General features: G+C 39.1%; 17 protein-coding genes and 1 other RNA gene. 8 read left to right on the top strand and 10 right to left on the bottom strand.

Annotation, left to right across the window (positions count from 1 at the left end; translation table 11 throughout):
* Nucleotides 1-96 precede the first annotated feature (96 nt).
* Complete coding sequence (locus ACQY77_RS05250) at nucleotides 97-639, top strand: hypothetical protein (RefSeq protein ID WP_421939037.1); 543 nt, start codon at nucleotides 97-99, stop codon at nucleotides 637-639.
* A 90-nt stretch (nucleotides 640-729) separates the two neighbouring features.
* Nucleotides 730-1,557, top strand: a complete 828-nt coding sequence (locus ACQY77_RS05245) for an ion transporter (RefSeq protein WP_421939038.1) — start codon at nucleotides 730-732, stop codon at nucleotides 1,555-1,557.
* Between the two features lie 20 nt (nucleotides 1,558-1,577).
* Here the strand turns inward: ACQY77_RS05245 and ACQY77_RS05240 are convergent, their stop codons facing one another.
* Entirely contained in the window at nucleotides 1,578-2,321 is a 744-nt protein-coding gene (locus ACQY77_RS05240) for a LytR/AlgR family response regulator transcription factor (protein ID WP_421939039.1), read from the bottom strand.
* Nucleotides 2,321-4,069, bottom strand: coding sequence for a sensor histidine kinase (locus ACQY77_RS05235; RefSeq protein WP_421939040.1), 1,749 nt, complete (start codon nucleotides 4,067-4,069; stop codon nucleotides 2,321-2,323). Before ACQY77_RS05235 ends, ACQY77_RS05240 begins: the two co-directional genes overlap by 1 nt.
* 428 nt (nucleotides 4,070-4,497) lie before the next feature.
* Between ACQY77_RS05235 and ACQY77_RS05230 the strand changes: the two genes are divergently transcribed.
* The gene (locus ACQY77_RS05230; protein ID WP_421939041.1) at nucleotides 4,498-6,954 is read left to right on the top strand and encodes a glycosyl hydrolase family 95 catalytic domain-containing protein; all 2,457 of its coding nucleotides are present in this window, start codon (nucleotides 4,498-4,500) and stop codon (nucleotides 6,952-6,954) included.
* A gap of 164 nt (nucleotides 6,955-7,118) precedes the next feature.
* Here the strand turns inward: ACQY77_RS05230 and ACQY77_RS05225 are convergent, their stop codons facing one another.
* Nucleotides 7,119-7,289 (bottom strand): hypothetical protein, encoded by a 171-nt coding sequence (locus ACQY77_RS05225; RefSeq protein ID WP_421939042.1) that lies wholly within the window; start codon nucleotides 7,287-7,289, stop codon nucleotides 7,119-7,121.
* Between the two features lie 298 nt (nucleotides 7,290-7,587).
* Here ACQY77_RS05225 and ACQY77_RS05220 point away from each other — a divergent pair, with 298 nt between their 5' ends.
* A complete protein-coding gene (locus ACQY77_RS05220) occupies nucleotides 7,588-9,318 on the top strand; it encodes a tetratricopeptide repeat protein (protein ID WP_421939043.1) in 1,731 nt (576 codons plus the stop codon).
* A 143-nt stretch (nucleotides 9,319-9,461) separates the two neighbouring features.
* On the opposite strand, the gene ACQY77_RS05215 is transcribed toward ACQY77_RS05220, so the two are convergent.
* Together ACQY77_RS05215 and ACQY77_RS05210 are read right to left on the bottom strand one after the other, a co-directional pair.
* Nucleotides 9,462-10,754 (bottom strand): GH36-type glycosyl hydrolase domain-containing protein, encoded by a 1,293-nt coding sequence (locus ACQY77_RS05215; RefSeq protein ID WP_421939044.1) that lies wholly within the window; start codon nucleotides 10,752-10,754, stop codon nucleotides 9,462-9,464.
* A gap of 205 nt (nucleotides 10,755-10,959) precedes the next feature.
* Nucleotides 10,960-11,526, bottom strand: coding sequence for a hypothetical protein (locus ACQY77_RS05210; protein ID WP_421939045.1), 567 nt, complete (start codon nucleotides 11,524-11,526; stop codon nucleotides 10,960-10,962).
* 176 nt (nucleotides 11,527-11,702) lie between these two features.
* Between ACQY77_RS05210 and ACQY77_RS05205 the strand changes: the two genes are divergently transcribed.
* On the top strand, nucleotides 11,703-12,605 hold the full coding sequence (locus tag ACQY77_RS05205) for a winged helix-turn-helix domain-containing protein (protein ID WP_421939046.1): 903 nt from the start codon (nucleotides 11,703-11,705) through the stop codon (nucleotides 12,603-12,605).
* Nucleotides 12,606-12,880: 275 nt separating this feature from the next.
* On the top strand, nucleotides 12,881-13,621 hold the full coding sequence (locus tag ACQY77_RS05200) for an ankyrin repeat domain-containing protein (protein ID WP_421939047.1): 741 nt from the start codon (nucleotides 12,881-12,883) through the stop codon (nucleotides 13,619-13,621).
* Between the two features lie 71 nt (nucleotides 13,622-13,692).
* On the opposite strand, the gene ACQY77_RS05195 is transcribed toward ACQY77_RS05200, so the two are convergent.
* The 5 genes from ACQY77_RS05195 to ACQY77_RS05175 all read right to left on the bottom strand — a co-directional run bounded on the left by ACQY77_RS05195 (nucleotide 13,693) and on the right by ACQY77_RS05175 (nucleotide 17,736).
* The gene (locus ACQY77_RS05195) at nucleotides 13,693-13,785 is read right to left on the bottom strand and encodes a hypothetical protein (protein ID WP_428430141.1); all 93 of its coding nucleotides are present in this window, start codon (nucleotides 13,783-13,785) and stop codon (nucleotides 13,693-13,695) included.
* A 106-nt stretch (nucleotides 13,786-13,891) separates the two neighbouring features.
* Complete coding sequence (locus ACQY77_RS05190) at nucleotides 13,892-14,944, bottom strand: DUF5694 domain-containing protein (RefSeq protein ID WP_421939048.1); 1,053 nt, start codon at nucleotides 14,942-14,944, stop codon at nucleotides 13,892-13,894.
* A gap of 546 nt (nucleotides 14,945-15,490) precedes the next feature.
* Nucleotides 15,491-15,858: a transfer-messenger RNA gene (gene ssrA / locus ACQY77_RS05185) on the bottom strand.
* 222 nt (nucleotides 15,859-16,080) lie between these two features.
* Entirely contained in the window at nucleotides 16,081-17,280 is a 1,200-nt protein-coding gene (locus tag ACQY77_RS05180; protein WP_421939049.1) for a pyridoxal phosphate-dependent aminotransferase, read from the bottom strand.
* 60 nt (nucleotides 17,281-17,340) lie between these two features.
* Entirely contained in the window at nucleotides 17,341-17,736 is a 396-nt protein-coding gene (locus tag ACQY77_RS05175; protein ID WP_421939050.1) for a DUF1573 domain-containing protein, read from the bottom strand.
* A gap of 171 nt (nucleotides 17,737-17,907) precedes the next feature.
* Between ACQY77_RS05175 and ACQY77_RS05170 the strand changes: the two genes are divergently transcribed.
* Both ACQY77_RS05170 and ACQY77_RS05165 read left to right on the top strand, forming a co-directional pair.
* On the top strand, nucleotides 17,908-20,328 hold the full coding sequence (locus ACQY77_RS05170) for an alpha-ketoacid dehydrogenase subunit alpha/beta (protein WP_421939051.1): 2,421 nt from the start codon (nucleotides 17,908-17,910) through the stop codon (nucleotides 20,326-20,328).
* Nucleotides 20,329-20,636: 308 nt separating this feature from the next.
* Nucleotides 20,637-22,913 (top strand): tetratricopeptide repeat protein, encoded by a 2,277-nt coding sequence (locus ACQY77_RS05165; RefSeq protein ID WP_421939052.1) that lies wholly within the window; start codon nucleotides 20,637-20,639, stop codon nucleotides 22,911-22,913.
* The last annotated feature ends 1 nt before the right edge of the window (nucleotide 22,914 follow it).

The raw sequence follows: 22,914 nt of genomic DNA, 5'->3' as shown, positions 1-22,914 counted from the left end.
TGTGATTATTGTAAATGAGGAATAGAATTAAAGGAGCATTAACTCCATTAAGATTCAAGTTAAAGTCCGATATTTAGATTCAAAACTTACCGGTTAATGAAAAACATTTTTTTATGTATTGCACTCGCATGGCTATTGTCTGCCTGTGGATCAGCACCCGAAAAAGCTGTTTCTGAAAATGAAATAAACGCACAGCAAATTGAAAATAAAAAGCATGAAAATGCCAATCAAGCCGATTCAGCTTCTAAAGCTCAATCGGAAGGAAGCCTGGTTTATGAAGGTAAAACAAGCTTTTCTTCTTACATCGATGCAGAAAGAAGGGGAGCGGGAGTGATTTCTTTTGCTTTAGACATAAATGACAGGCTGGATATCTGGAACTTAGATGATAGCAAATTTGGAGAAATCGTACTGAATGAGGATTTAACCTATTTCAGCATCAATATGCCAAAGAAGATTGTAGCACGCAAAGTAGTGCCCGAATACGATTTTGCTGCATTTGATTTTGATGCAGAAGTACCTGAAACCGATAAAGTATACTTCATTATTTATGTTAACCACCATAAACGGAAAGTAAAAAAGATGGGTTTAAAATCTACATTTGTTAGCTGGAAAATGTACGATAAGCAAGTTAAAGAGTAGTGTACTCGTCCAGGGGTTCACTGTTAAGCATGGTAAGTTCAATCTACGCTGGATGATGACACAAAATACTAAGTTTTTTGTTGTAAGAAAATGAGAAGAGCCGCATCTAAAAATTGGCAGTTCCGCCTGCATGAAACCATCTATGAGTCGAACACACCCGCTGGGAAGGCATTTGATATTGGCTTACTGATTGCCATATTTACCAGTATTGCTGTGGTGATGCTGGATAGCGTTCAGCGTTTCCACGACCGTTATGGTGAGGTATTCTTCTTACTGGAATGGGTTTTTACAGTTATTTTTACCATCGAATATATACTTCGGTTGATTTGTATCAAAAAGCCACTGAGTTATGTTTTTAGTATTCTTGGGATTATAGACCTTATCGCATTGATTCCATCTTTTCTGAGCTTTTTTTTCGTGGGTGCACAATCGTTACTGGTATTCCGGGCATTGCGGCTGTTAAGGGTTTTCAGAATTTTTAAACTCGGTCATTTCCTTACCGAAATCCGGTTTCTTTCTACCGCACTTAAAGGCAGTGTAAGGAAAATCAGTATTTTTTTATTCACTGTACTCATGTTAACCATTATTTTAGGATCAGTGATGTACCTGGTTGAACAAAGGGAAAATGGCTTTTCAAACATTCCAGAAAGTATTTACTGGGCCATCGTTACCATCACCACGGTTGGATATGGAGATATTTCACCTGTAACCCCTGCGGGAAAATTCCTGGCGGCAGTTGTGATGCTTATCGGTTATTCCATTATTGCCGTTCCTACAGGCATCCTTACGCACGATTTGGCCATGCTTGCACGTGAAAAAAAAGAATTACCCGAATCTTGCCCCAATTGCAGCCGCGAAGGGCATGATCTTGATGCGCAGTTCTGTAAGTTCTGCGGCGCTTCACTTGAAAGATCGTGATCAATCCATTTAAGATAACGTTAAAGTTCTTTTAACAGGTGCCTGCGCTGCCTGCTCACCGGAACACTCATTTTATTGCCCATAATGAGATAACCACCGTCCGCTTTTTTAAACGATTCAATATGGTTTTTATTGATCAACCAGGATTGGTGCACCCGCACAAATTCATACGGATGGAGGATCTGTTCGTAATCAGAAATGGATTTCGAAACCACAATGGGGTTGCTTTCTCCCCTTAGATAAAAACTGGTGTAGCTGTTGTCGGCCATGCAACACACAATGTGTTCAATAAGCACGTACCTGATCTCATGCTGATCGGGGAGGGCAATGCGCTTTTGGGTATTAAAACGCTGATTTTGGTAGGACTGCAGCAACATCGCTACCTGCTCCGATTGCGAATTTTTCATTTTCCCAATTTTATGTACCGCAGCAATCAGCTCTTCTGGCTTTACAGGTTTTAACAGATAATCAGTAGCAGAAAACTTAATCGCTTGTATGCCATATTCATCATGTGCCGTTACGAAAATGATATGCGCCCTGTTTTCCCGAAGCTCCTTTAATAAATCAAAACCCGATTCTTGTTGCATTTTTATATCGAGGAAAAGTATATCTACAGTTTCATGAGCCAAATAATTTACAGCATTTTTTACTGTATTGGCAGTGCCTGAGATAGTTAAGTGGGGGCAGTAACGGGATATTAGGCCAGAGAGCGTTTCTATGGCACTTTGTTCATCATCTACAATATAGCAGCTAAGGTTATTCATTAAAGCCAGTTTTGAAAAGTAAAAGTAGTAATTGTTCCTGTGCCCGTTTGATATTTTATTTGCATTTGGATGGGAAGTGATTTTAGTTTTTCATTGTAAACAGCAATGCGTTTTCTGGTGAGTGACAAACCGTGCCCCTCATTTGCTGCTGTACTGTTCCATGGCGTATTTCCATTATCTGAAACTTCAATAATAAGTGAGGAAGCGACAGAATAGATTTTAATCAAAATATTTGGAGAACTGAACTGCTTTCCAAAGGCATGCCGAATACTGTTCTCCAATACAGGTTGTAAAAGGAGCGGAGGAAAATCGATAAGTGATGCAGAAATGTCAGCAGAAATATCAACAGTATAAGAAAATGCCAGCCTTTCCTGCTCAAGCTGTAAATAGCCTTTTTCTATTTTGATTTCTTCTTCCAGAGATATAAACTCTTTTTTTCCCGTATCCATCACATCCCGCATAAAAGTGGCAACATTGCTAATGTAGGCATTCGCTTTATCCGGATTGCTGGTATTAATTGTTCCCTGGATGGCATGGAGTGAATTAAACAGAAAGTGTGGATTCAACTGCCCGCTCAATAAAGAAAGTCGGGTTTCGGTATCTTCATTCCTGCGTTTTAAAGCCTCGAGTTTTCTTTTGTTACGTTTGCTCCAAATGTAGAATAATACACCTCCAAGCAATAATAATACAATGGTAAATAACGCCACCTTTCCCCAGGGGATTTGGATAGGTCTGTTGTTTACGCTTACGGTTATCTTATGGATGGTTTCGGCCTGGCTTCTGTATCGGAGAAAAATATTTTTTGTTTTTCCAGCCGGAAGATCATTTTCAACAACAATATATACAGCATTTTCCGGGCCAACCGGATAGATGGAGCGCCAGGATTCAAGCTTATTTTCAAAAGCATATTGCAACACTTCATTTCTCCGCAACCCGGCAAACCGGATAATACCCAGCTTACCATAATCTTTAACAAAAGAATCCTTAACTTTTCCTGAATAAACTTCTGGTATCCCTGAGCCATAATTTAAAATATGCTGGAGATTAGTGCTGAGTTGTTCTCCTTTGAGGGGCAGCTGGTAAAAAATGAAATTATTAGCTTTATCTTCCGGTCTTACTATGGTAATGGTTTTGATCAGCTTTCGGCTAGCGATATTCCTGACCATGATGTAAAGCGTATCTCCAACAGCTAATCTAAAATTTCCGGCAAAATAGGTGCGTTTCCATTTTTGGGTAACTGTTTTATGGTCTAAGGTCTTACTACCCAAAAAAACATGCTCCTTATCTTCTCCTAAGGTAGAAAGTGATGTCCAGTGTCTGATTAGCCTATGCCGCTGTATAGCGGAAAACTCCAGTTTCTCATAATCGTCGCCTCCAAATGAGCGGTAAAGCTGTATTCTTTTACCCTTCTCTATGATATAATTGGGCAGAAATGTAATTCCGATAAAACGTGTTGAAATATAATGTATTGAAGCATTTTCTGATACGCCACTACTGGTTTCTTGTAGATCTTTGAACAATTGATGGAAACGCTCAGGGGTATGGGGGGCATCGGTCATCACATAGCTAAACGTTGGTTCTGCATTAAGTGCAAATTCAGAATTACAGGCTTTCCCTCTTATTGTTTTTTTTACATCCACTCCGGAAAAACCACTCCAGTTATCCTCCGTATGTAGAGGTAGCTGCCTGGCCGATGCTGCAATGCAGGTTGCCAATAGAAATACAATGAGAAGGTTTTTTTTAGGCATATGAATTGGATTATCAAGTAATCGGACATTTGTTTTTAAACGGATTGGATCCACAGGAGAAAACGTGGCCAAGATCGAAAAAAATGAGGGGAATTTGTATTTGAAAAACATAAGCATTACTATTTAATTTTGATCAAAAATGAAAAGTCCTTAGCATGTTTTATTATCAGTAACTGAATCTGGTATGCTTTTCCTTGAATTTGGAAAATAGATGGCCATAAGTTTTCTATTACAAAAACTGCGTTTCAGCCACAAGGGTCTGCTAGCTCATGTATATGCTTTTCAACCCTTTATCATTTGTTGATACATCATTTTATTTATATCGTGCGGATATTAGATTTGTAATTAGCCAACAGACAGAAATGTCAAAAGCATTATATCTATACGGATTTTGTCTGTATATTACCATTTAAATCTAATTACCAGCAATGAGAAAATACTTTCTTCCCTTACTGATTGTCATCAACACTTTGTCTGTACGTGCCCAGAAACAGGAAACTTTACATTATCAACAACCTGCCGGTGTGTGGACAGAAGCGCTACCCATAGGTAACGGGCGGCTTGGTGCCATGATTTTTGGAAAAACTGATGAAGAACTTATTCAGCTTAATGAGGCAACTTTATGGAGTGGCGGACCTGTTTCGAAGAATGTAAACCCTGCTGCCTTTGAAAACCTCGATCCCATAAGAAAGGCACTTCAGGAAAAAGATTATGAAAAGGCCTATCAACTCACAAAAAAAATGCAGGGTGTTTACAGTGAAAGTTATCTTCCATTGGGCGACATCATACTTAAGCAGGATTTTAAAAATGGTAAACAATCCACTTATAGCAGGGAACTTAACATTCGGGATGGTCTTGCAACAACAGCATTTACCGTGGATGGTGTTTCTTACAAAAGAGAAATGTTTGCTTCCGCACCAGGCGAGTGTATCATAATCAGACTGACCAGCGATCGGCCTAAGAACCTTTCTGTTTCCATTTCACTAAAAAGTCAGCTACAGCACAATGTTTTAGCTGCCGGAAAAATGCTTGTTTTAAAAGGAAGGGCGCCTGCGCATGCAGATCCAAATTATGTTAGGTACAATAAAAATCCTATAGTTTATGAAGATAGCACTAATTGTAGGGGAATGCGGTTTGAATTAATCTTAAAACCCATCATTTCTGATGGAAGTTTGGAAGAAAAAGCTGACCAGATTATAATTAAAGATGCATCAGAAATACTTTTGGTTGTTTCTGCAGCTACAAGTTTCAATGGATTTGATAAATGTCCGGATAGTGAAGGAAAAGATCAACATAAACTCGCAACGGATCATCTTCGCAAATCTGCAAACCAAAAATATCAGCAGTTATTAACCGATCACCTTACAGACTTTCATCATTTCTTTAACAGGGTAAATTTGAAGCTTAATGCAGCAGAGGAAGACAGATCAGCATTGCCTACAGATGTTAGACTTGAAGAATATACCAAAGGGGCAAAAGACTCAGGCCTTGAAGCGTTGTTTTTTCAATATGGCAGATATTTACTCATTTCTTCTTCACGTACTAAAGATGCGCCCGCCAATTTACAAGGTATCTGGAACAAAGAATTACGTGCACCATGGAGTAGTAATTACACAACAAATATCAATGTGCAGATGAATTATTGGCCGGTAGAAACTGCTAACCTCTCAGAACTGTTTTCTCCATTAAACGATCTGATTGGAAATTTACACCAAACAGGAACCGAAACGGCCAAAAGTTTCTATCATGCTAATGGCTGGGTAGTACACCATAATTCCGACATCTGGGCAACAAGTAATCCCGTGGGTGATCGGGGTAAAGGAGATCCCATGTGGGCCAACTGGTACATGGGTGCCAATTGGCTGAGCCGGCATTTATGGGAACACTACCAATATACTGGCGATCTAAAATATCTTAAAAAAGTATATCCTGTAATGAAAGATGCGGCCTTGTTTTCTTTAGACTGGTTACAGCAAGATAAGGATGGGTATTTGGTAACCATGCCATCAACATCGCCAGAAAACCGGTATCAGTATGGTAACGGGAAAAAAGGCGCAGTAACAGTTGCCAGTACAATGGATATGGCTATAATTAAAGATTTATTTGGAAATGTAATTCAGGCAGCTAATATTTTGGATACAGACCCTGGGTTTAGGGCAACGCTGGCATCAGCAGAAAAAAAACTATTCCCTTTTAAAATTGGAAAACAAGGACAGCTTCAGGAATGGTATGAAGATTTTGAAGATGAAGATCCCCATCATCGGCATACTTCTCACCTGTATTCATTGCACCCCGCTAATTTGATATCCCCTTTAAAAACACCTGAACTGGCCAACGCAGCAAAACGCACATTAGAATTAAGGGGAGATGATGGCACAGGATGGAGCCTGGCATGGAAGGTGAATATGTGGGCGAGACTTTTAGATGGTAATCACGCCTATAAACTTTTTAGAAATCAGTTAAGGCTAACCAAAGATAACGATACCAAGTACAGTGGACATGGGGGTTCATATCCAAATCTTTTTGATGCCCACCCGCCTTTTCAGATCGATGGAAATTTTGCGGGTACAGCTGGTATAATTGAGATGTTAATGCAAAGCCAGAATAACGAAATACACCTCCTTCCTGCTTTACCTGATGCCTGGAAGCAAGGTACGGTTAGTGGCCTGGTGGCAAAAGGTAATTTCACTGTTGATATGAACTGGACTGAAAACAAAATCATTACAGCAACAATTGTTTCAAAAAACGGAGGAAAATGTACCATAAGGGCTAATGAACCATTTACAATTCAATCGCTTGGCTTAAAAAGTGAACGTTCGGTAATGGGGTACACCGTTTCCTTCCACAGTATTAAAGGTAAATCTTATAGCATTAAAGCATTATAATGATATTTTAAGCCAGGCTAGCAAGTATTAAATGTAAAGGATTCAATGGTTAATAAGTTGCTGTTGCCTGCAGCAATTGCTGTAAATATCTTTACGGCGTATTAAAGTTTTCATTTTTTGCAGGCCTTTTTTGGGGTATCTTGATAAGAAGAGCACTTCCTGGATTATGATAAGCATTTTCGATTTTTCCTGTTCCCAAAAATAATCCAGATGCAGGCCATCCAACTGAATAAAGCTGTAGAAATGCCCAATTCAGGATCGGCTAATGTAAACGATGAAAAAATAGCAATGATAGAGATGGCTGTAGCAAGTATATAAGGGAGAAACTTTTTCATATCAAGATTTGTTCAAAAATCAATCCAACTCAGGGGCTTTTTAAGCATTGCTGATCAATATTTCTTTTTGCTGACATTTCTACCTAAAAAGTCAGTTTTTTTGCGTAGGTGTTTAATGGCAGGGAAAAATAAAATTAGCGTGACATTATGCTATGTGTCTGACATTAAGTGTATAATGTGGTTTTCGAAAAAAATATTAAAAACATGCTTGTTGTCTGCCAAAGAAAAAGTTTTAAGTGTCTTGTTATTTTTTTAAGTATATTTAATAGTCTTTTTTATCCATAAAATCTGCTCTTTTATGAAGCATGTTTTTCCTCTTCTGATTTTCTTTTTTGTTTTGTCATGTCGCAATGATGATTCATCCAAACAAAAAGGATCGGCGGTAAACACTAAGCAGGTGAGTGTTTGCTATAGCCCAGCAACCAACGATAAAGATTGGTATACTTCTGGTCGTAAAGCCCCTATACTAAAAGGACTTCAGGGCATTAATTTTAAAATCTCAACATCCAGTAAGGAGGTTCAGCATTACTTTAATCAGGGCATGATGCTGGCTTACGGCTTTAATCATGCAGAAGCCGCGAGGTCATTCTATGAAGCGATAAGGTTGGATTCGACTTGCGCCATGGCCTATTGGGGATTTGCCTACGTGTTAGGTCCCAATTACAATGGTGGTATGGAAGAAGATAATTTTCAACGCGCTTATGATGCTTCCCTAAAGGCCAAGCAACACTCAAGCACCTGTACCCCAATTGAAAAAGCATTAATAATAGCATTAGCCTCCCGCTATTCAGCACAACCACCAGGTGATCGTAAGCCGCTAGACATAGCCTATGCAACAGCCATGAAAAAAGTATACAACCAATATGCTGTTAACCCTGATGTTGGAGCGCTGTATGCGGAAGCGTTGATGGATTTACACCCCTGGGATTTGTATCAAAAGAAAACAAAAACCGCACAGCCCTGGACCCCGGAACTTATTGCCGTTTTGGAGCATCTCATAAAGATCAACCCCCGTCATCCCGGTGCACACCATTTTTACATCCATGCATTAGAGGCTTCTCCTACGCCAGAAAAGGCCTTGACAAGTGCTAAGCTGTTGGAAACACTGGTTCCCGGTTCCGGTCACCTGGTGCATATGCCTTCCCATATTTACATCAATACCGGCGATTATCATTCGGGTACCTTATCTAATATCAGTGCTGTAAAAACAGATAGCATTTACACCACAGCATGTCACGCCCATGGTGTGTATCCCTTAGCCTATTATCCCCACAACTATCATTTTCTGGCTGCAACCGCTACACTGGAAGGAAATTCTGCGTTGGCATGGCGGGCAGCATTGCAGGTTCAGAAACATACAGCTAAAGACCTTATGCAAAAACCTGGCTGGGGAACCCTCCAGCATTATTATACCATACCGTACTATGTGGCCGTAAAATTAGCCATGTGGGATGCTATACTTTCCCTTGATATTCCACCAAAAGGCTTGGCCTATCCCCAGTCTATCTGGCATTATGCCAGAGGTATGTCTTATTTAGGCAAAAAAGATCTCGGTAATGCACAAAAGGAATTGAAAGCACTCTCTGTCCTGGCTGCTGATACGACGCTCCAAAATTTAACGGTGTGGGATATCAACACAACCGCTGATCTGGCACAAATTGCACTAAAGGTATTACGTGCAGGAATCGCCATGAAACAAAATGACACTAATCAAGCCATCAGTTTACTCCAGGAAGCCATCATCCTTGAAGATAACCTTAATTACAATGAACCGCCCGATTGGTTCTTTTCAGTGAGGCACTATTTGGGAGCTGTATTGATCAACACAGGCAAATTTCGTGAAGCAGAGAAAATATATTTGCAGGATTTGCAGGTATGGAAAAAGAATGGCTGGGCACTTGCAGGATTATATCAATCACTGCTTAAGCAAAACAAAAAAACGGAAGCTGAAAAAATAAAAATTGCCCTGGATAAAGCCTGGCAGCATGCTGATTTTGAACTCGAATCTTCATCTGAAATAATGAGGTAAAGCGTCTGTAAGAGTTAAAGGATGAAAGCCTTATAATTTTAGATAAGTGTATTGCTACCGGTTCATTCCATACCAGTTATTCAAAGGCATGCCAGTTGAAAGAAATGACATGCCTTTGAAAAGAATTTAGCTTAGTAACAGGCTTATTTTTTCTTCTCAAGCTCGGTTATTGCGGTCCACAATACACCGGCTTCTCCTCTAAAGCTTGAAGATCCTTTTGGTTGATTATCTGGGGTATACCATTCGTAAAACCCATTATTAGTAATTACCCTGTCAAGCATTGGTTTGAGTGCTTCACGGGCTTCGTCCAATAGATCATATTTTATAAGCTGGGTAACCATTCTCCCGCCAAACCATGTCCAGTCACCACCATTTTGATAGGAATAAGGCCCCATGACTTTATTTTGGAATGTTCCGGCTGGATAAACAGGGTAGAGGGTTAGTCCAATTGTTGCAGCATTGGCATCACGTACATTTTTTTTCATTTTCAAATAGGCATCTTTTACCTGGGCTTTGGTCAATAAGCCTGCCTCAATCGCAACTGCAGTACCACCATGGTAATAAACTTTAGATTCGTCAAAACTTGAAGGGAAAGGAGAACCATTCAGGTAAATATGGGGAATGTATTTCTGAGCCTTAGTGTCCCACAAATGCTTATTAATGTTATTACGAACACTTTTGTAAATATTTTTCCATTTACTTACTTCTGCAGAAGGAAGCGTTGCTACTTCTAGAAAATCATTAATGGCAATCAGGAACATGGCGTTATCATAAATATCAATGGCTCTGTGGGTGTTTTCGTCAATCACAACACCCCAACCTTGTTCAGGTTGAACATCTCCCCAATCAGCAGTTGTTGCTCCCCATAAAAGGCCATGTTTCTCATCAAATCTTTCTTTCATTAAAAAATCCATTGCCCGTTCCATCTGTTTTTCAACAGGTAAACCCGCAACCTTTTCAGTCAGGATACTTTTATCGCCCGTAATGCGGATGTATTTGGCTATAGCCTGAATTAATGAGGTCTCCTGGTCCGTTTCAACCGTATTTTTATGACCAAGATATCCTGGAACAAGATCGGATTTGTAAAATTTTCCTTCTGAGCCCGCTTTTTCAGCAGGGATGTACCCATCCAGAATAGAGCCATCTTCCTGCTGAAACTGAAAGAAAGTAATGAGGTGCTTCTTAATCTGCGACCGGTCATTTACCTGGCAGCTTAGCTCGATAAAGGTATTTAAGTCTCTAATCCACACTTCCCCATAGCCATCTCCGGCAGTAAAACCTTTCTTAATCAAGGCTTTTGCCATAGTTTTTACTTTGCTCATTACCTGCTGCGACGATTTGTTAACCTCTGTCGCCGGATTTCGGGCCTGCTGTGAAAAACATGGGCCAGCTAAAGCTAAAATGAGTAAGGTTGCCAGAAATTTATTTGTGTTCATATGAAGGGGATTTAATTTGCTCTAATAATTGGTTAGGTAATTCTGTCTTTGTTAGAATGTACAAACATATGAGCATTTATTTTAATTTCAAAAAAGACAGCCCGTTTAAGTGAAAGTAATGAAATTAAAAACTTGTGGATCAAAATTTCCCCTATGTTGATCAGCAACGAAATGTGCGAAGAACTACCTATGCAGAAATCCCCGATTAGCAACCACCTTCACGCGGGGCACGTTTATAAATTATTTTACCATCTAGTTCCACATAGTCGCCAGATAGGATAGGGTATGAGTATTTTGGTGCATGCGACACACCACGGCTCTTGATCATGATCTTGTCGTTAACTTTCAGACCTCGCAATTGCTCAAATTCATCCTTAGAATTAAAGAAAAACTTGTTGAACTTTTCCGTACCAAAAGCAAGAATATAGTCCTCACCTTTAATCCTGACCATCAAACCGAAACCTAACCTTGAGCCTTTGGGAAGAGTAAGAGCGGTTATCGTGGCCTCCATGTTCGTAAATTCCTTAACATTCCTGTTTATTTTAGCTGTACTGGTAAATACTTTTTTACCCGCTGGAGAGGCTACCCATTTTTTGTACTTGATACCATCAGGAGTAGCCTCCCATTTTTCCAATGCAGCTTTTCTTTCAGCAGGATTGAGGGGCTTAGAGCTGGGGTTTTTAGGAGCTTCACTTTTACTCCCAAGATTTGCAAATACCAGTCCGCTTACCACAACCAGCGGTAAAATCAGCGCATAAATAACTTTTTTCATATTTTTATGGTTTAATTTACTTAGATCCATCTACTGATCGATCAGCTCCGTTTAAGGGATTTGTACTTTTCATATCCCTGTGGAGTTTGTACAACAAAAATACTTCTATATATTTCGGGATGAGGAACTTAGATTGTAAATAAAAATGTAACCTTTGTAAATAAATACTTGACACTATGCTTAATAGCCGAGATTTCCTGTCCCGTAAAGGTAAATACCTGGCCGGATCAATATTGGTTCTGCTTATTTCTGCAATCTGTACAGCGCTCAGTATGACCGGTAGTGACGACTTCAATATCGCAAGGAGGGAAATTTTGCTTCGCAAGGTCGCACATGAACTCCTTTTACAGTCAGGCGATAGTACATCAAGGGTGCTTCCGGTAAAAAAAGTAGCGGAAAATGAATATCGGATCAGGTTCGAGCAGGCATTTAGCTTTCAAGCGGATTCCCTTGTGAATACTACGCAGCGTGTATTGGCGAAAGATCCACTCTCCAGTAATTATGTGGTCACAGTTTTAAACAGTAGCGAGTCTGGTGTAGCTTATGGCTATGCTATAACCCAAAATAAAAAAGATGATATCATCGCATGTATTGGGAGAAAACAACCCAAAGCACATTATATGATCAATATCAAATTTAAATCGACAATTATAAATACAGTAAAGAATAAACTGTTATCAGGCGGTTTACCTTTCCTGGCATTTGTTGGTGTTGTCTTTTTATTATCTGCCAAGTGGCGTCGGGGCGTACCTGTTAAAGTGGATGCGGACATATTCACTTTGGGCACAATGTTGTTCGATGCAAGGAACCGTAAGCTAGTCATAAATGGAAAGGCCATAGATCTCACCGGGACTGAAACACGGGTTTTGAATATTTTCGCATCTTCCCCTAACCAAACCATAGAAAGAAGCCGTTTACAGAAAGAAATATGGGAAGACCAGGGGGTTATAGTAGGGCGCAGTTTGGATATGTTTATATCAAAACTGAGGAAAAAACTGGAACCTGAGCCTGGTGTCAGTCTTGTTGTTGTTCGTGGTAAGGGCTACAAGCTCGAAATTATGGTTAAAACTGATCATTGATCAATGTTCTTTTTGGAAAGGTGCTATAATACTGTCAGCAGGGAGATAACAGTCCTGCTTTTTGCTATATTCCCGGTTTAACGGGGGTTGACGCTTTCGACCAGGTATATAATTATTCACTGAATTTCCTTTTCAGTTCGTATGAGAAAAAACGTCGTCTTGTATTTTCCGCTGATCATTCACCAAAATATAATGAGGTAAAACAAACAAAGTAGTACCTTTAATATAAGCGTTGATTGCTATGTGAGTAGATTTCATACTTTAAACTGATGAAAATGGATTATTTGCAAAAATTGCTTGGTGATATTGAATGCCATTCGGTAAGCGGAATTGAAGACTGTTTCTCAAACGGTATTAACCCGAATGATCTCTACAATGGAAAGCCACTTATAGATGAATTAACCAGCGAATATACACGGAGCAACAGGTTTAAAGATTGTGTAAAAGCATTTATTGTAGCCGGGCTAAAATTTGATGACGAGGCATTCTTGGCTGTGCTTTCCAATAACACCGAAGCGCTGCAAGATGAGCTTATCAAGCGCCCTGAATTGGTTGACGACCGGTATTCCTTACGATGTGCTTATACGCCGTTATTTGAGGTGAGCTTACTACACATTTGTGCGGAATTCAATCATTTTTCCTGTGCAAAACTGCTGGTTGAATATGGCGCCGATATAAATGCCGCTGCTGGGGTTGATGAATGGGGATTTGGCGGGCAAACACCTATATTTCATACCGTTAATCAAAATGCTAATCAATCTTTAGATATGTTTCATTATTTACTTTCTCAATCCGCAAATCTTCAAATCACTATTCCGGGTATTATATGGGGTAAAGGCTATCCCTGGGAAACGCTTATTCCAGCAGTCAATCCAATTAGCTATGCCATGATGGGTCTGCTTCCACAGATGCATCGGGATGAAAAAACAATTATGGACATTGTTTGCAAGATGCTTCATTCAGCGTATGCTATCAGCTACTCGCTTAATAATGTTCCCAATGCTTATCTGCGTTAATACAGATTGATTGTACTTTCTTTATCTCTGTTTTGGCATTGACCATGCGAGACCGGACTGTGTTTTCTGCTCTAATATTTGAGGGCAGAATTATCCTTACATTTTTGGGTTGCCCTTAAAAAGAATTCGTAGTCTGCGATAAACTGGTGGTCTATTTTTCGAATCTCAATGTCCTGAATTTATATTTCCGAACAAAAAGCTCTTCTCCAAGGCATAATTAGGTTCACATGCAATTCGAAATGCAAGGCGCTCCTGCGGATCTGCCTATGGTTATTTAAACTCGTTTATATTCCTGACGGTTACATCCGGCATTTTCTCGAAAAGATCCTGCATATACTTTCTGTGGTTAGCTCCTGCAAGAACAACTACTTGTTTTGCCCCCCGGGCCCTGGCCTGATTGACTACATTGTCGCACATTGCTTTATTTCTCATCATCCACCAGTGGATTTTTGAAAGCATTTCTTCTTTGGGGAAATTTTTCATGGTATACATTTCCGACAGATAAAAATCTCCCGAAGCCGAAATCCTGGCAGCTTCGTCGGTATTTAGCCATTCAGTAACATTTTTTGAATTTTTCTCTATACCATCATACTTTTCGAACCCTTTTTGGATAACATTTAAATTAGCTTTCAGTTCATTCCTGAACACCGCTGCAGTATCTTTTTTGAATACATTGAACTTTGCATCGAAAGCCCCCCATGAGGCGCCCCAATTTAAGTCATAATCCTGGCAGTCCATGGCAATCAATTCCTCGATTTTTAGTTCCTGCATCATTGGAAATGCAATAAAAGCATATTCTGAGGTTTTTAATCTTTTCATACTTCGCCCTACGGTATCCAGTTTTGGGCTGAGTATTTTATTAACATAGTCTTCAAGTTCAACGTCGGGCGATTTTTGAAGGTAATCAAACACCTGCCAAAATTGATAATGGCCATTTGCGACATCCTGATTTAGATAATGGGCATGGGCAAGATCTGTTTTCAGCCGATAATCTTTCGGGTTGTCGATTACCAGTTTTTTCAAGCTGTCTATTGTTCTTGGCAGTGCATCTTCAGCTATGTCTCTGTTTTTTTTAAGGATTTCCAGACGCATGAGATTTTCCTTTTTACACCAATAGTCCATAACATTCTGCTCATCCTTTTTGCTTAGAAATTCGCCGAAAAATGCAGTTGGTTTGAATTTTTTTATTTTGGTGTAGATGCCAGAAAAATCCTGTTCCGGATAGTTACCATAATTATGTGAGACACCAATCAGCAACACGTCTACCTTTTGGGCACTGACACTGAAGGAAAAAAAAAGAATGAGAAAAAAAGCGTACCTCATACTGTCGGGATTATATTACTGGATATTTGTGTAATTTACAAAATGGCCTGTACACAAATACACAAAAATCAATAAAAATCAGTTTGGCATGCAAAACTACAAGGAAACGGTTGTCGATATTTTCCCGATAATCTTCTGTAACCGCTAAAAGATGGATCTGTTAACTCTGTATTTTTTAATGGTATATTCCATGTATGCGGTATTAATAATGGTTAATTCTAAGAGCGTTTGGAGCTTTTGAATTTAGTCGATTTTTTTTATCCCAATGTTCCTCGAGGCACTTGGCTATGTCTTTAGGTTTGATTTTCCGGTCAATTATATATTGTAAAATAATAGGATGACTTGCGTCCGCATATGTTTTATGGACATAGAATATTAATTTCAAACTTACTTGTATGGTGTAAACAGTGTTTTTTGTTGGTGTTTATTTGGTGTAAACTAGTTTGCAACAATGGCAAACAATTAAAAACAAAAAAATAAAGGAAACCCTTTTTAAATAGAAACGGGCGACATTACTGTTTGTAATTGTCGCCCGTTGTTTAAAACTGGTGGAGCCGAAGGGGTTCGAACCCTTGTCCAGTTGTGAGATAAATTATATCTTCTACATGCTTATTTTTCAATTGATTTTCGAGATAAAAACGGGCTGAAAACCGACCTAATTTTTATCCTTAGATGCTTGATCTCACTTTAAGTCGCACCTGCTTAAAGCCAGCACTGTTATATCGATGCCCCTGATTCTAACCTAACGGTGCAGCAGTTAGAGAGACAAAAGCTATGCTAATTCTAAATTAGGCAGCTAAGGCGTAGTTATTTTCGCCAGTTATTGTTTTGAACGTTCTCTTTAAAGTGCTCTCCGTACAACGCACTGCATGCTAATATAACCTTCGCCACCCTGTCAAATCCAGAACGGCCCCAGTTATTAGTTTGCAATTAACAGTTTTCACTTGTCAAGTACAAAACCAGAATGCAAATATACAAATTTTAAGCCAATATTTTGTATCAGGTAGAGCCGCCCGCTCACCGTCTTAATAGTTTGGAGTTTAGAGTTCGGAGTTCAGAACCGCCCGCAAGCTCACCAACTCATCACCTCACCAGCTAAACAGTTTGGAGTTTAGGTTGCTTCGCCAGCTTATCAACTAAATAGTTCTCCCAGGATACTGCTGTAAAGCAATTTCCAAACAATCCATAGCAGCATTTAAATCAGCTACATTTAAAACGTAGGCCATACGAACTTCATTTTTACCAGAACCTGCAGTAGAATAGAAACCTGTTGCAGGTGCCATCATTACCGTTTGGTTTTGGTGTTCAAATGATTCCAGTATCCACTGACAGAATTTATCTGCATCGTCAATCGGGAATTTAGCTACCACATAAAATGCACCTCCAGGGTTCGGACAAAATACGCCATCAATATTATTCAGGCGGTTTACCAGCGTATCCCTACGTAGGGTATATTCTGTATTCACTTGCTCAAAATAACTGTCAGGAGTATCTACAGCTGCAGCCCCCGCAATCTGTTCTACCATCCCCGGGCTAAGCCTCGCTTGCGCAAACTTTAATCCCGATGAGATAACTTCCTTATTCTTGGTAATTAAGCAACCTAAACGTGCACCACAGGCACTGTAACGTTTAGAAACGGTATCCATAATGATTACATTTTCATCTAAACCAGCTAAGTGCATTGGCGAGATAAACTCGCGTCCATCATAACAAAACTCACGGTATGCCTCATCAGAGAAAAGGAATAAATCATACTTCAAGCACAATGATTTTAAAGCTTCTAACTCTTCTTTAGAATATAAATATCCTGTCGGATTATTCGGATTGCAAATAATTATTGCTTTCGTTTTGTCTGTAATCAGTTTTTCAAATTCAGCAATAGGAGGCAGGGCAAAGCCATTTTCAATGTAAGAAAGGATAGGTTTAACCACCACATTACTCATGCAGGCAAAACCATTGTAATTAGCGTAAAAAGGTTCAGGGATAATGATCTCATCTCCTTCATTTACACAGGTTTGCATGGCTATGGTGATGGCTTCAGAACCACCCACAGTTACCAGGATGTTTTCTGGTGTAATATTATAGCCCAGTTTATTGTAGTATTCGGTAAGTTTTTGGCGATAGGCCAATGTACCTTCAGAAGGTGTGTATGCCCAAACATTAAAATCAATGTTTTTAATGGCATTTAACATTCCCTCCGGGGTTTCAATGTCGGGCTGACCAATATTAAGGTGGAAAACTTTTTTGCCATCTTTTTTAGCTTGATCAGCAAATGGCGTTAACTTTCTGATTGGCGATGCAGGCATCTGCAGGCCTTTTTGTGAAATTTTTGGCATGGCACAAAAATAAAAAAGTCCCGATGAAAATCGGGACTTTTCATGTTTATAGAAAAAAAATTACTTTGAAGCAGGGGCGGTTACAGTTTCACCTTTGATATAAAGCACTTTAACCGGTGTTTTAGCATTTGAAGTTACAGTTACCGTTTTAGAAAATGGCGATGGGCCAGCTGCTGCATTAAAAGTTACAGAAATAACACCTGTTTCACCTTTTTTTAATGGTGTAGAAGTATATTTAGGTACTGTACAACCACAGCTTCCTTCAGCTTTAGTAATAATTAATGGCTGCTCACCTACGTTAGTGTATTTAAACTCATAAGTAACAGGTTTTCCCATAGGGATTTTTCCAAAGTCATGGGTTTCAGCTTCAAATTTAAATTCAGCAGGTTTAGCTTGTGCATTTGCAGCAACACCAAAACCTAAAACAAAAGCGAATAATACTAAGATCTTTTTCATGTTATAATTTTGAAAATTGTTTTAAACTTTATAAAACAAATTTATACGTTTATTAATTAAAACAAAAACTATTCCAATTATAAATTCTTAATCCATATATAATTTTACATAGTAGGATAAAGGCAAACTTTTTATTTTGTATATATTTGCCACAACCAATATTTGATTATAATGCAAAATGGAAAACTTATAACCAACGCTATTGATACTTCTGAATTAAGTTTTAACGACTTTAAATCAATTGTAATCAACGATTACAAGATTGCCTGCGAAAGTAGGCAGGCCAGTATTTTAGGCCGCAGAGAGGTGTTAACGGGCAAGGCTAAGTTTGGCATTTTTGGCGATGGAAAGGAAGTTCCGCAAATCGCAATGGCTAAAGCTTTTAAGAATGGCGACTGGAGATCAGGCTATTACCGCGATCAAACTTTTGCTTTTGCCACAGGAATATCCACCCTTAAAGAATTTTTTGCTCAGTTGTATGCTAATCCTACGGCTGGGGCTGATCCTTTTTCGAGTGGCCGACAAATGAACAGTCATTTTGCTACCAAATCAATCAATGAAGATGGCAGCTGGAATGATTTAACACAGATTAAAAACTCTTCTTCTGATATTTCACCAACCGGAGGGCAAATGGCCAGGTTAGTTGGTTTGGCTTATGCTTCAAAACTTTACAGGCAGAATAAAGATTTAGAATATCTTAAAAACTTTTCAGTAAATGGGAACGAAGTTGCTTTTGGTACCATCGGTAATGCATCTACATCCGAAGGTGTATTTTTTGAATCCATTAATGCAGCTGGCGTTTTACAGATTCCTATGGCCATCTCTATCTGGGATGATGACTATGGTATTTCTGTACCGGCAAAATATCAAACCACCAAGGAAGATATTTCTGAAGTCTTAAAAGGCTTTCAGCGGGATGCACAATCAGCAGGTTATGAAATTTATAAAGTAAAAGGCTGGGATTATCCTGCATTATGTGAAGTTTACGAAAAAGCTATACAAGTATGCAGAGATGAGCATGTTCCCGTTTTAATTCATGTTACCGGACTTACTCAGCCACAAGGGCATTCTTCTTCCGGTTCTCATGAACGATATAAATCCAGGGAAAGGCTACAGTGGGAAAATGATCACGACTGCATAAAAAAAATGCGTGAATGGATGCTGGAATCAGCTATCGCCACAGAAGAAGAAATTAATGATATAGAAAAAGCTGCAAAAGCAGTCGTTCGTGAGGCACAAAAAGAAGCCTGGAACGAATTTTTAGAAGGTATCAAGCCCGAGCAGAAACAAGCGGTAGAATACATCACTGCTATGGCTAAATATCAGCCAGAACTGACTAAAATTGCTGCTCAGTTAGCTTCAATTGCCGATGCCCAGCGTAGGGAGGTTTATTCTTCAGCCAGAAAAGCTTTAAGACTTTCAGTTCAGTTCGAATCAGAAGAACGCAATGCCCTTTTAGGTTGGTATAAAAAACAGCAGGATTTAAATTTTGAGCGTTACAGTGCTAAGCTTCACTCGGATACCATGGAAAGCCCTGATATGATAGAAGTGGTTCCTGCAAATTATGATGAGCTTTCTAAAATGGTAGATGGCCGTGAAGTACTCAACGCTTGTTTTAACGAAAACTTTGCCAGAGATCCACGTTTAGTTGCTTTTGGTGAAGATTTAGGGAATATTGGTGATGTAAATCAGGGTTTTGCAGGTTTGCAGGCGAAATATGGTGAATTGCGCGTTACCGATACCGGAATTCGTGAAATGACGATTATGGGACAGGGAATTGGTTTGGCGCTTCGCGGACTGAAACCCATTGCCGAAATTCAATACTTAGATTACCTTATCTTCGCTTTAAATGTATTGAGTGATGATCTGGCTTCTTTATCATATCGTACGAAAGGAATTCAGAAAGCACCAATGATTGTGCGGACAAGGGGTCATCGTTTGGAAGGAATCTGGCATTCCGGATCGCCAATTAGTATGCTTTTAGGATCATTGAGGGGTATGCACCTTTGTGTTCCGCGAAATATGACTCAGGCTGCAGGCATGTACAATACACTTTTTAGAGCCGATGAGCCTGCCGTAGTAATTGAATGCTTAAATGGTTATCGCCTGAAAGAAAAATTACCCACCAATGTTGGCGAATTTACAGTTCCTTTGGGTAAAGCAGAAGTACTGGAAACAGGTTCTGATATCACTGTAGTTTCCTACGGTTCGACATTAAGAATTGTTCAGGAAGCTGCTGAAGAGTTAGCGGCTTTTGGCATTTCGGTAGAAATTATTGATCCTCAAACTTTATTGCCTTTTGATACCGGACACCTCTGTGTAAGCTCCTTGAAAAAAACCAATAAACTTTTAGTTGTAGATGAAGATGTACCAGGCGGTGCATCGGCTTATATTTTACAAAAGGTAGTAGAAGAACAACAGGGCTACTTCCATTTGGATGCACAACCGAAAACCCTATCGGCAAAGGCCCATCGGCCACCTTTTGGCTCAGATGGGGATTATTTTAGCAAACCATCTGTTGATGATGTAATTGAAGTGATTTATCAGATGATGCACGAGGCAAATCCACAAAAATTTCCGGCATTGTTTTAAAATAAGCTTTTTAAATGCTGTAATGAAAGTCCAAATCTGTTAAAGATTCGGACTTTCTGATTTTTAGATATTTATTTGATAGTGGATAAAACTTGTGGTATAAAAACGGTTCTATCTTAAATAGATTTATCTTATCTTTATCAATCATCTCCCAAACAACCATTATATGATTAGAATTTTACCGAACGTAAAAGTCTATAATTTACCATTCCGATACTGTGATGTAATTTATTTACTTACGTAACACTATGGATAGACGCCTCCTTAAAAAAATTTTCCTAATTATTTGCAGCCAAACATGGATCATCATGATTTGGATACTGCTATTTTCCGCTCAGGCATTTAGCCAGAGCCTAAGTCCACAAATGAGGCTGGATAGCTTATTGTCTGTCAACCAGAAAATTCAACGTAACGACTCTACCAAAGTCAAAATTCTGCTTGAACTTTCACGACAGTATATCTATATGAACAATGAGGATAAAGTTGAAGAATTCACAGATAAAGCAATTGATTTAGCACAGAAAATTGATCAGAAGAAATTTTCAGCTACCGCATACTACAGAAGAGCCGCATTTTATCATGGCAATAGCAACCATCAAAAGGCGGAAGAAAATTATCTAATGGCCATAAACGAATATGCTGCTGTTAATAATCTGAATAGGATTGGCGGCACATATATCGATCTGGGTAAGCTGTATGCGAGTATACCGGATTATGCAAAGGCACTGGAAGCCAATCAAAAGGCACTGGCCATTTATGAGAAAACAAATAATGAGCGTGATAGGGCCAGGTGCTATACCAACATTTCTGATATTTATCAGGATTTGGGGCAGCAGAGTCAGGCACTCGTTTATTTAAAAATGGCCCTGAAACTTTTTAATAAAAAAGATGAGCAGAGTAGTGAAGCAGCCCTGGTTCATCACATGATTGGGAGGAATTACCTTGAAGCAAGTGCTGCAGAGCTGGCTAAAATGAATATAAGGTCAAATGATAAACTGAGGCTGGCGCTTGATCATTTTAGTAAATCACTTAAAACAGCAGAAGCATTAGAAAATCATAAAATTGTGGCTTCTAACATGAGGAGTATTGGCAATGTGTATAACGAATTAGGTTCTAAAGAATTTGCTTTAAACTCCTATCTCAAGTCTGTAGATTTGAGTAAACAGGAAGATGATAAAAATGAATACGCTGCCAGTTTGTATGCATTGGGTAATTTTTATAGGGAGGAAGGCGATTTTGGTAATGCTATAGTGTTGTTAAACAATAGTTTAAGGGTTGCGCAGGAGAATAACGCCCTGGATTTAGAGCGGAATTCGGCCCTTGCACTAAGTGATATTTATGAAAAGGAAAGGGATTATAATAAATCGCTGTTTTTTTATAAAAAGTATATCAATGTTCGCGACCGGATTTTTAATGAAGACAAAGAGAAAGAGGTTACGCGACGACAGATGCAGCTGGATTTTGGTGTGAAAGAACGTGATTTCTTATTACACCAGAGATTAACCGATGGTGAATTGCAACGTCAGGTGTTACTCGCACAACGGCAGCAGCAGGAACTAATCCTGAAAAAACAACAACTTGCATTAAGTGATAAAGAACGAAGCCTTCAAAGGTTAACGTTCTTAAAAAAACAGGCAGACCTGGAAATCGAACGTGAAATTCAGGCCGGAAAATTTGAACGTGCCAAAATGCAGGCCCGGTATGAAACTTCCTTGCGGGATAAGCAAATCAGTAAACAAGAGCAGCAGATTAAATTTGACTGGAAAATAAAGATCTTTTTAACGATAGCCATTACCTTAATTCTACTAGCAGCATTACTGATCTTTTTTAATCAACGGAAAACAAACCGGTTAAATAAAATCATCAATCACCAAAAACGCGAACTGGAACAATTAAGTAGGGTAAAAGACAGGATCTTCAGTGCCGTGAGCCATGACATGCGCGTGCCTATCAATTCATTAATTTCGTTTATTCAATTGCTAGAAGCAGGGAATATAGAGCAGGAGAAATTAAACCGCTATGCAGCATCTTTAAAGCATAACCTGGCCTATACCTCAACAATGATGGAGAATTTGCTCAATTGGGCAGCAAGTCAAATGCAAGGTTTTAATCCATATTTAGAACAAATTGACGTTTCTGCTTTATTAAAGGAAATCCAACAAGCCTTGCAAAGTGCTGCCGATGAGAAGGGAGTAAACATACACAATCAAATGCCAGAACACATTTATGGTAAAACAGATAGTAATATGCTCTCGCTTGTTTTACGTAATTTGGTAAGTAATGCCATCAAATTTACACCTCAAGGCGGCAATATAAATATTACTGCTAATGAAGCAGATAACCGCTTGCAGATTAAAATAGCAGATACAGGGTTGGGCTTAACTGCTAAACAGATTAATCACTTTAACCATGTAGGGCATTTGGGCGCCGGGGTAACTACATTAGGAACCAACAGAGAGAAAGGAACAGGTTTAGGGTTATTATTATGCAGGACCTTTGTAGGCTTAATGGATGGAAAAATTACAGTAGAATCTAATTCTCCTCAGGGATCAGTTTTTATTATTGAACTAAGTAAGGAAAGCTAAT

Source organism: Pedobacter sp., from assembly GCF_965279535.1.
Classification (GTDB): domain Bacteria; phylum Bacteroidota; class Bacteroidia; order Sphingobacteriales; family Sphingobacteriaceae; genus Pedobacter.
The sequence above is the reverse complement of the archived record's forward strand: the minus strand, read 5'-3'. Positions and strand labels throughout refer to the sequence as shown.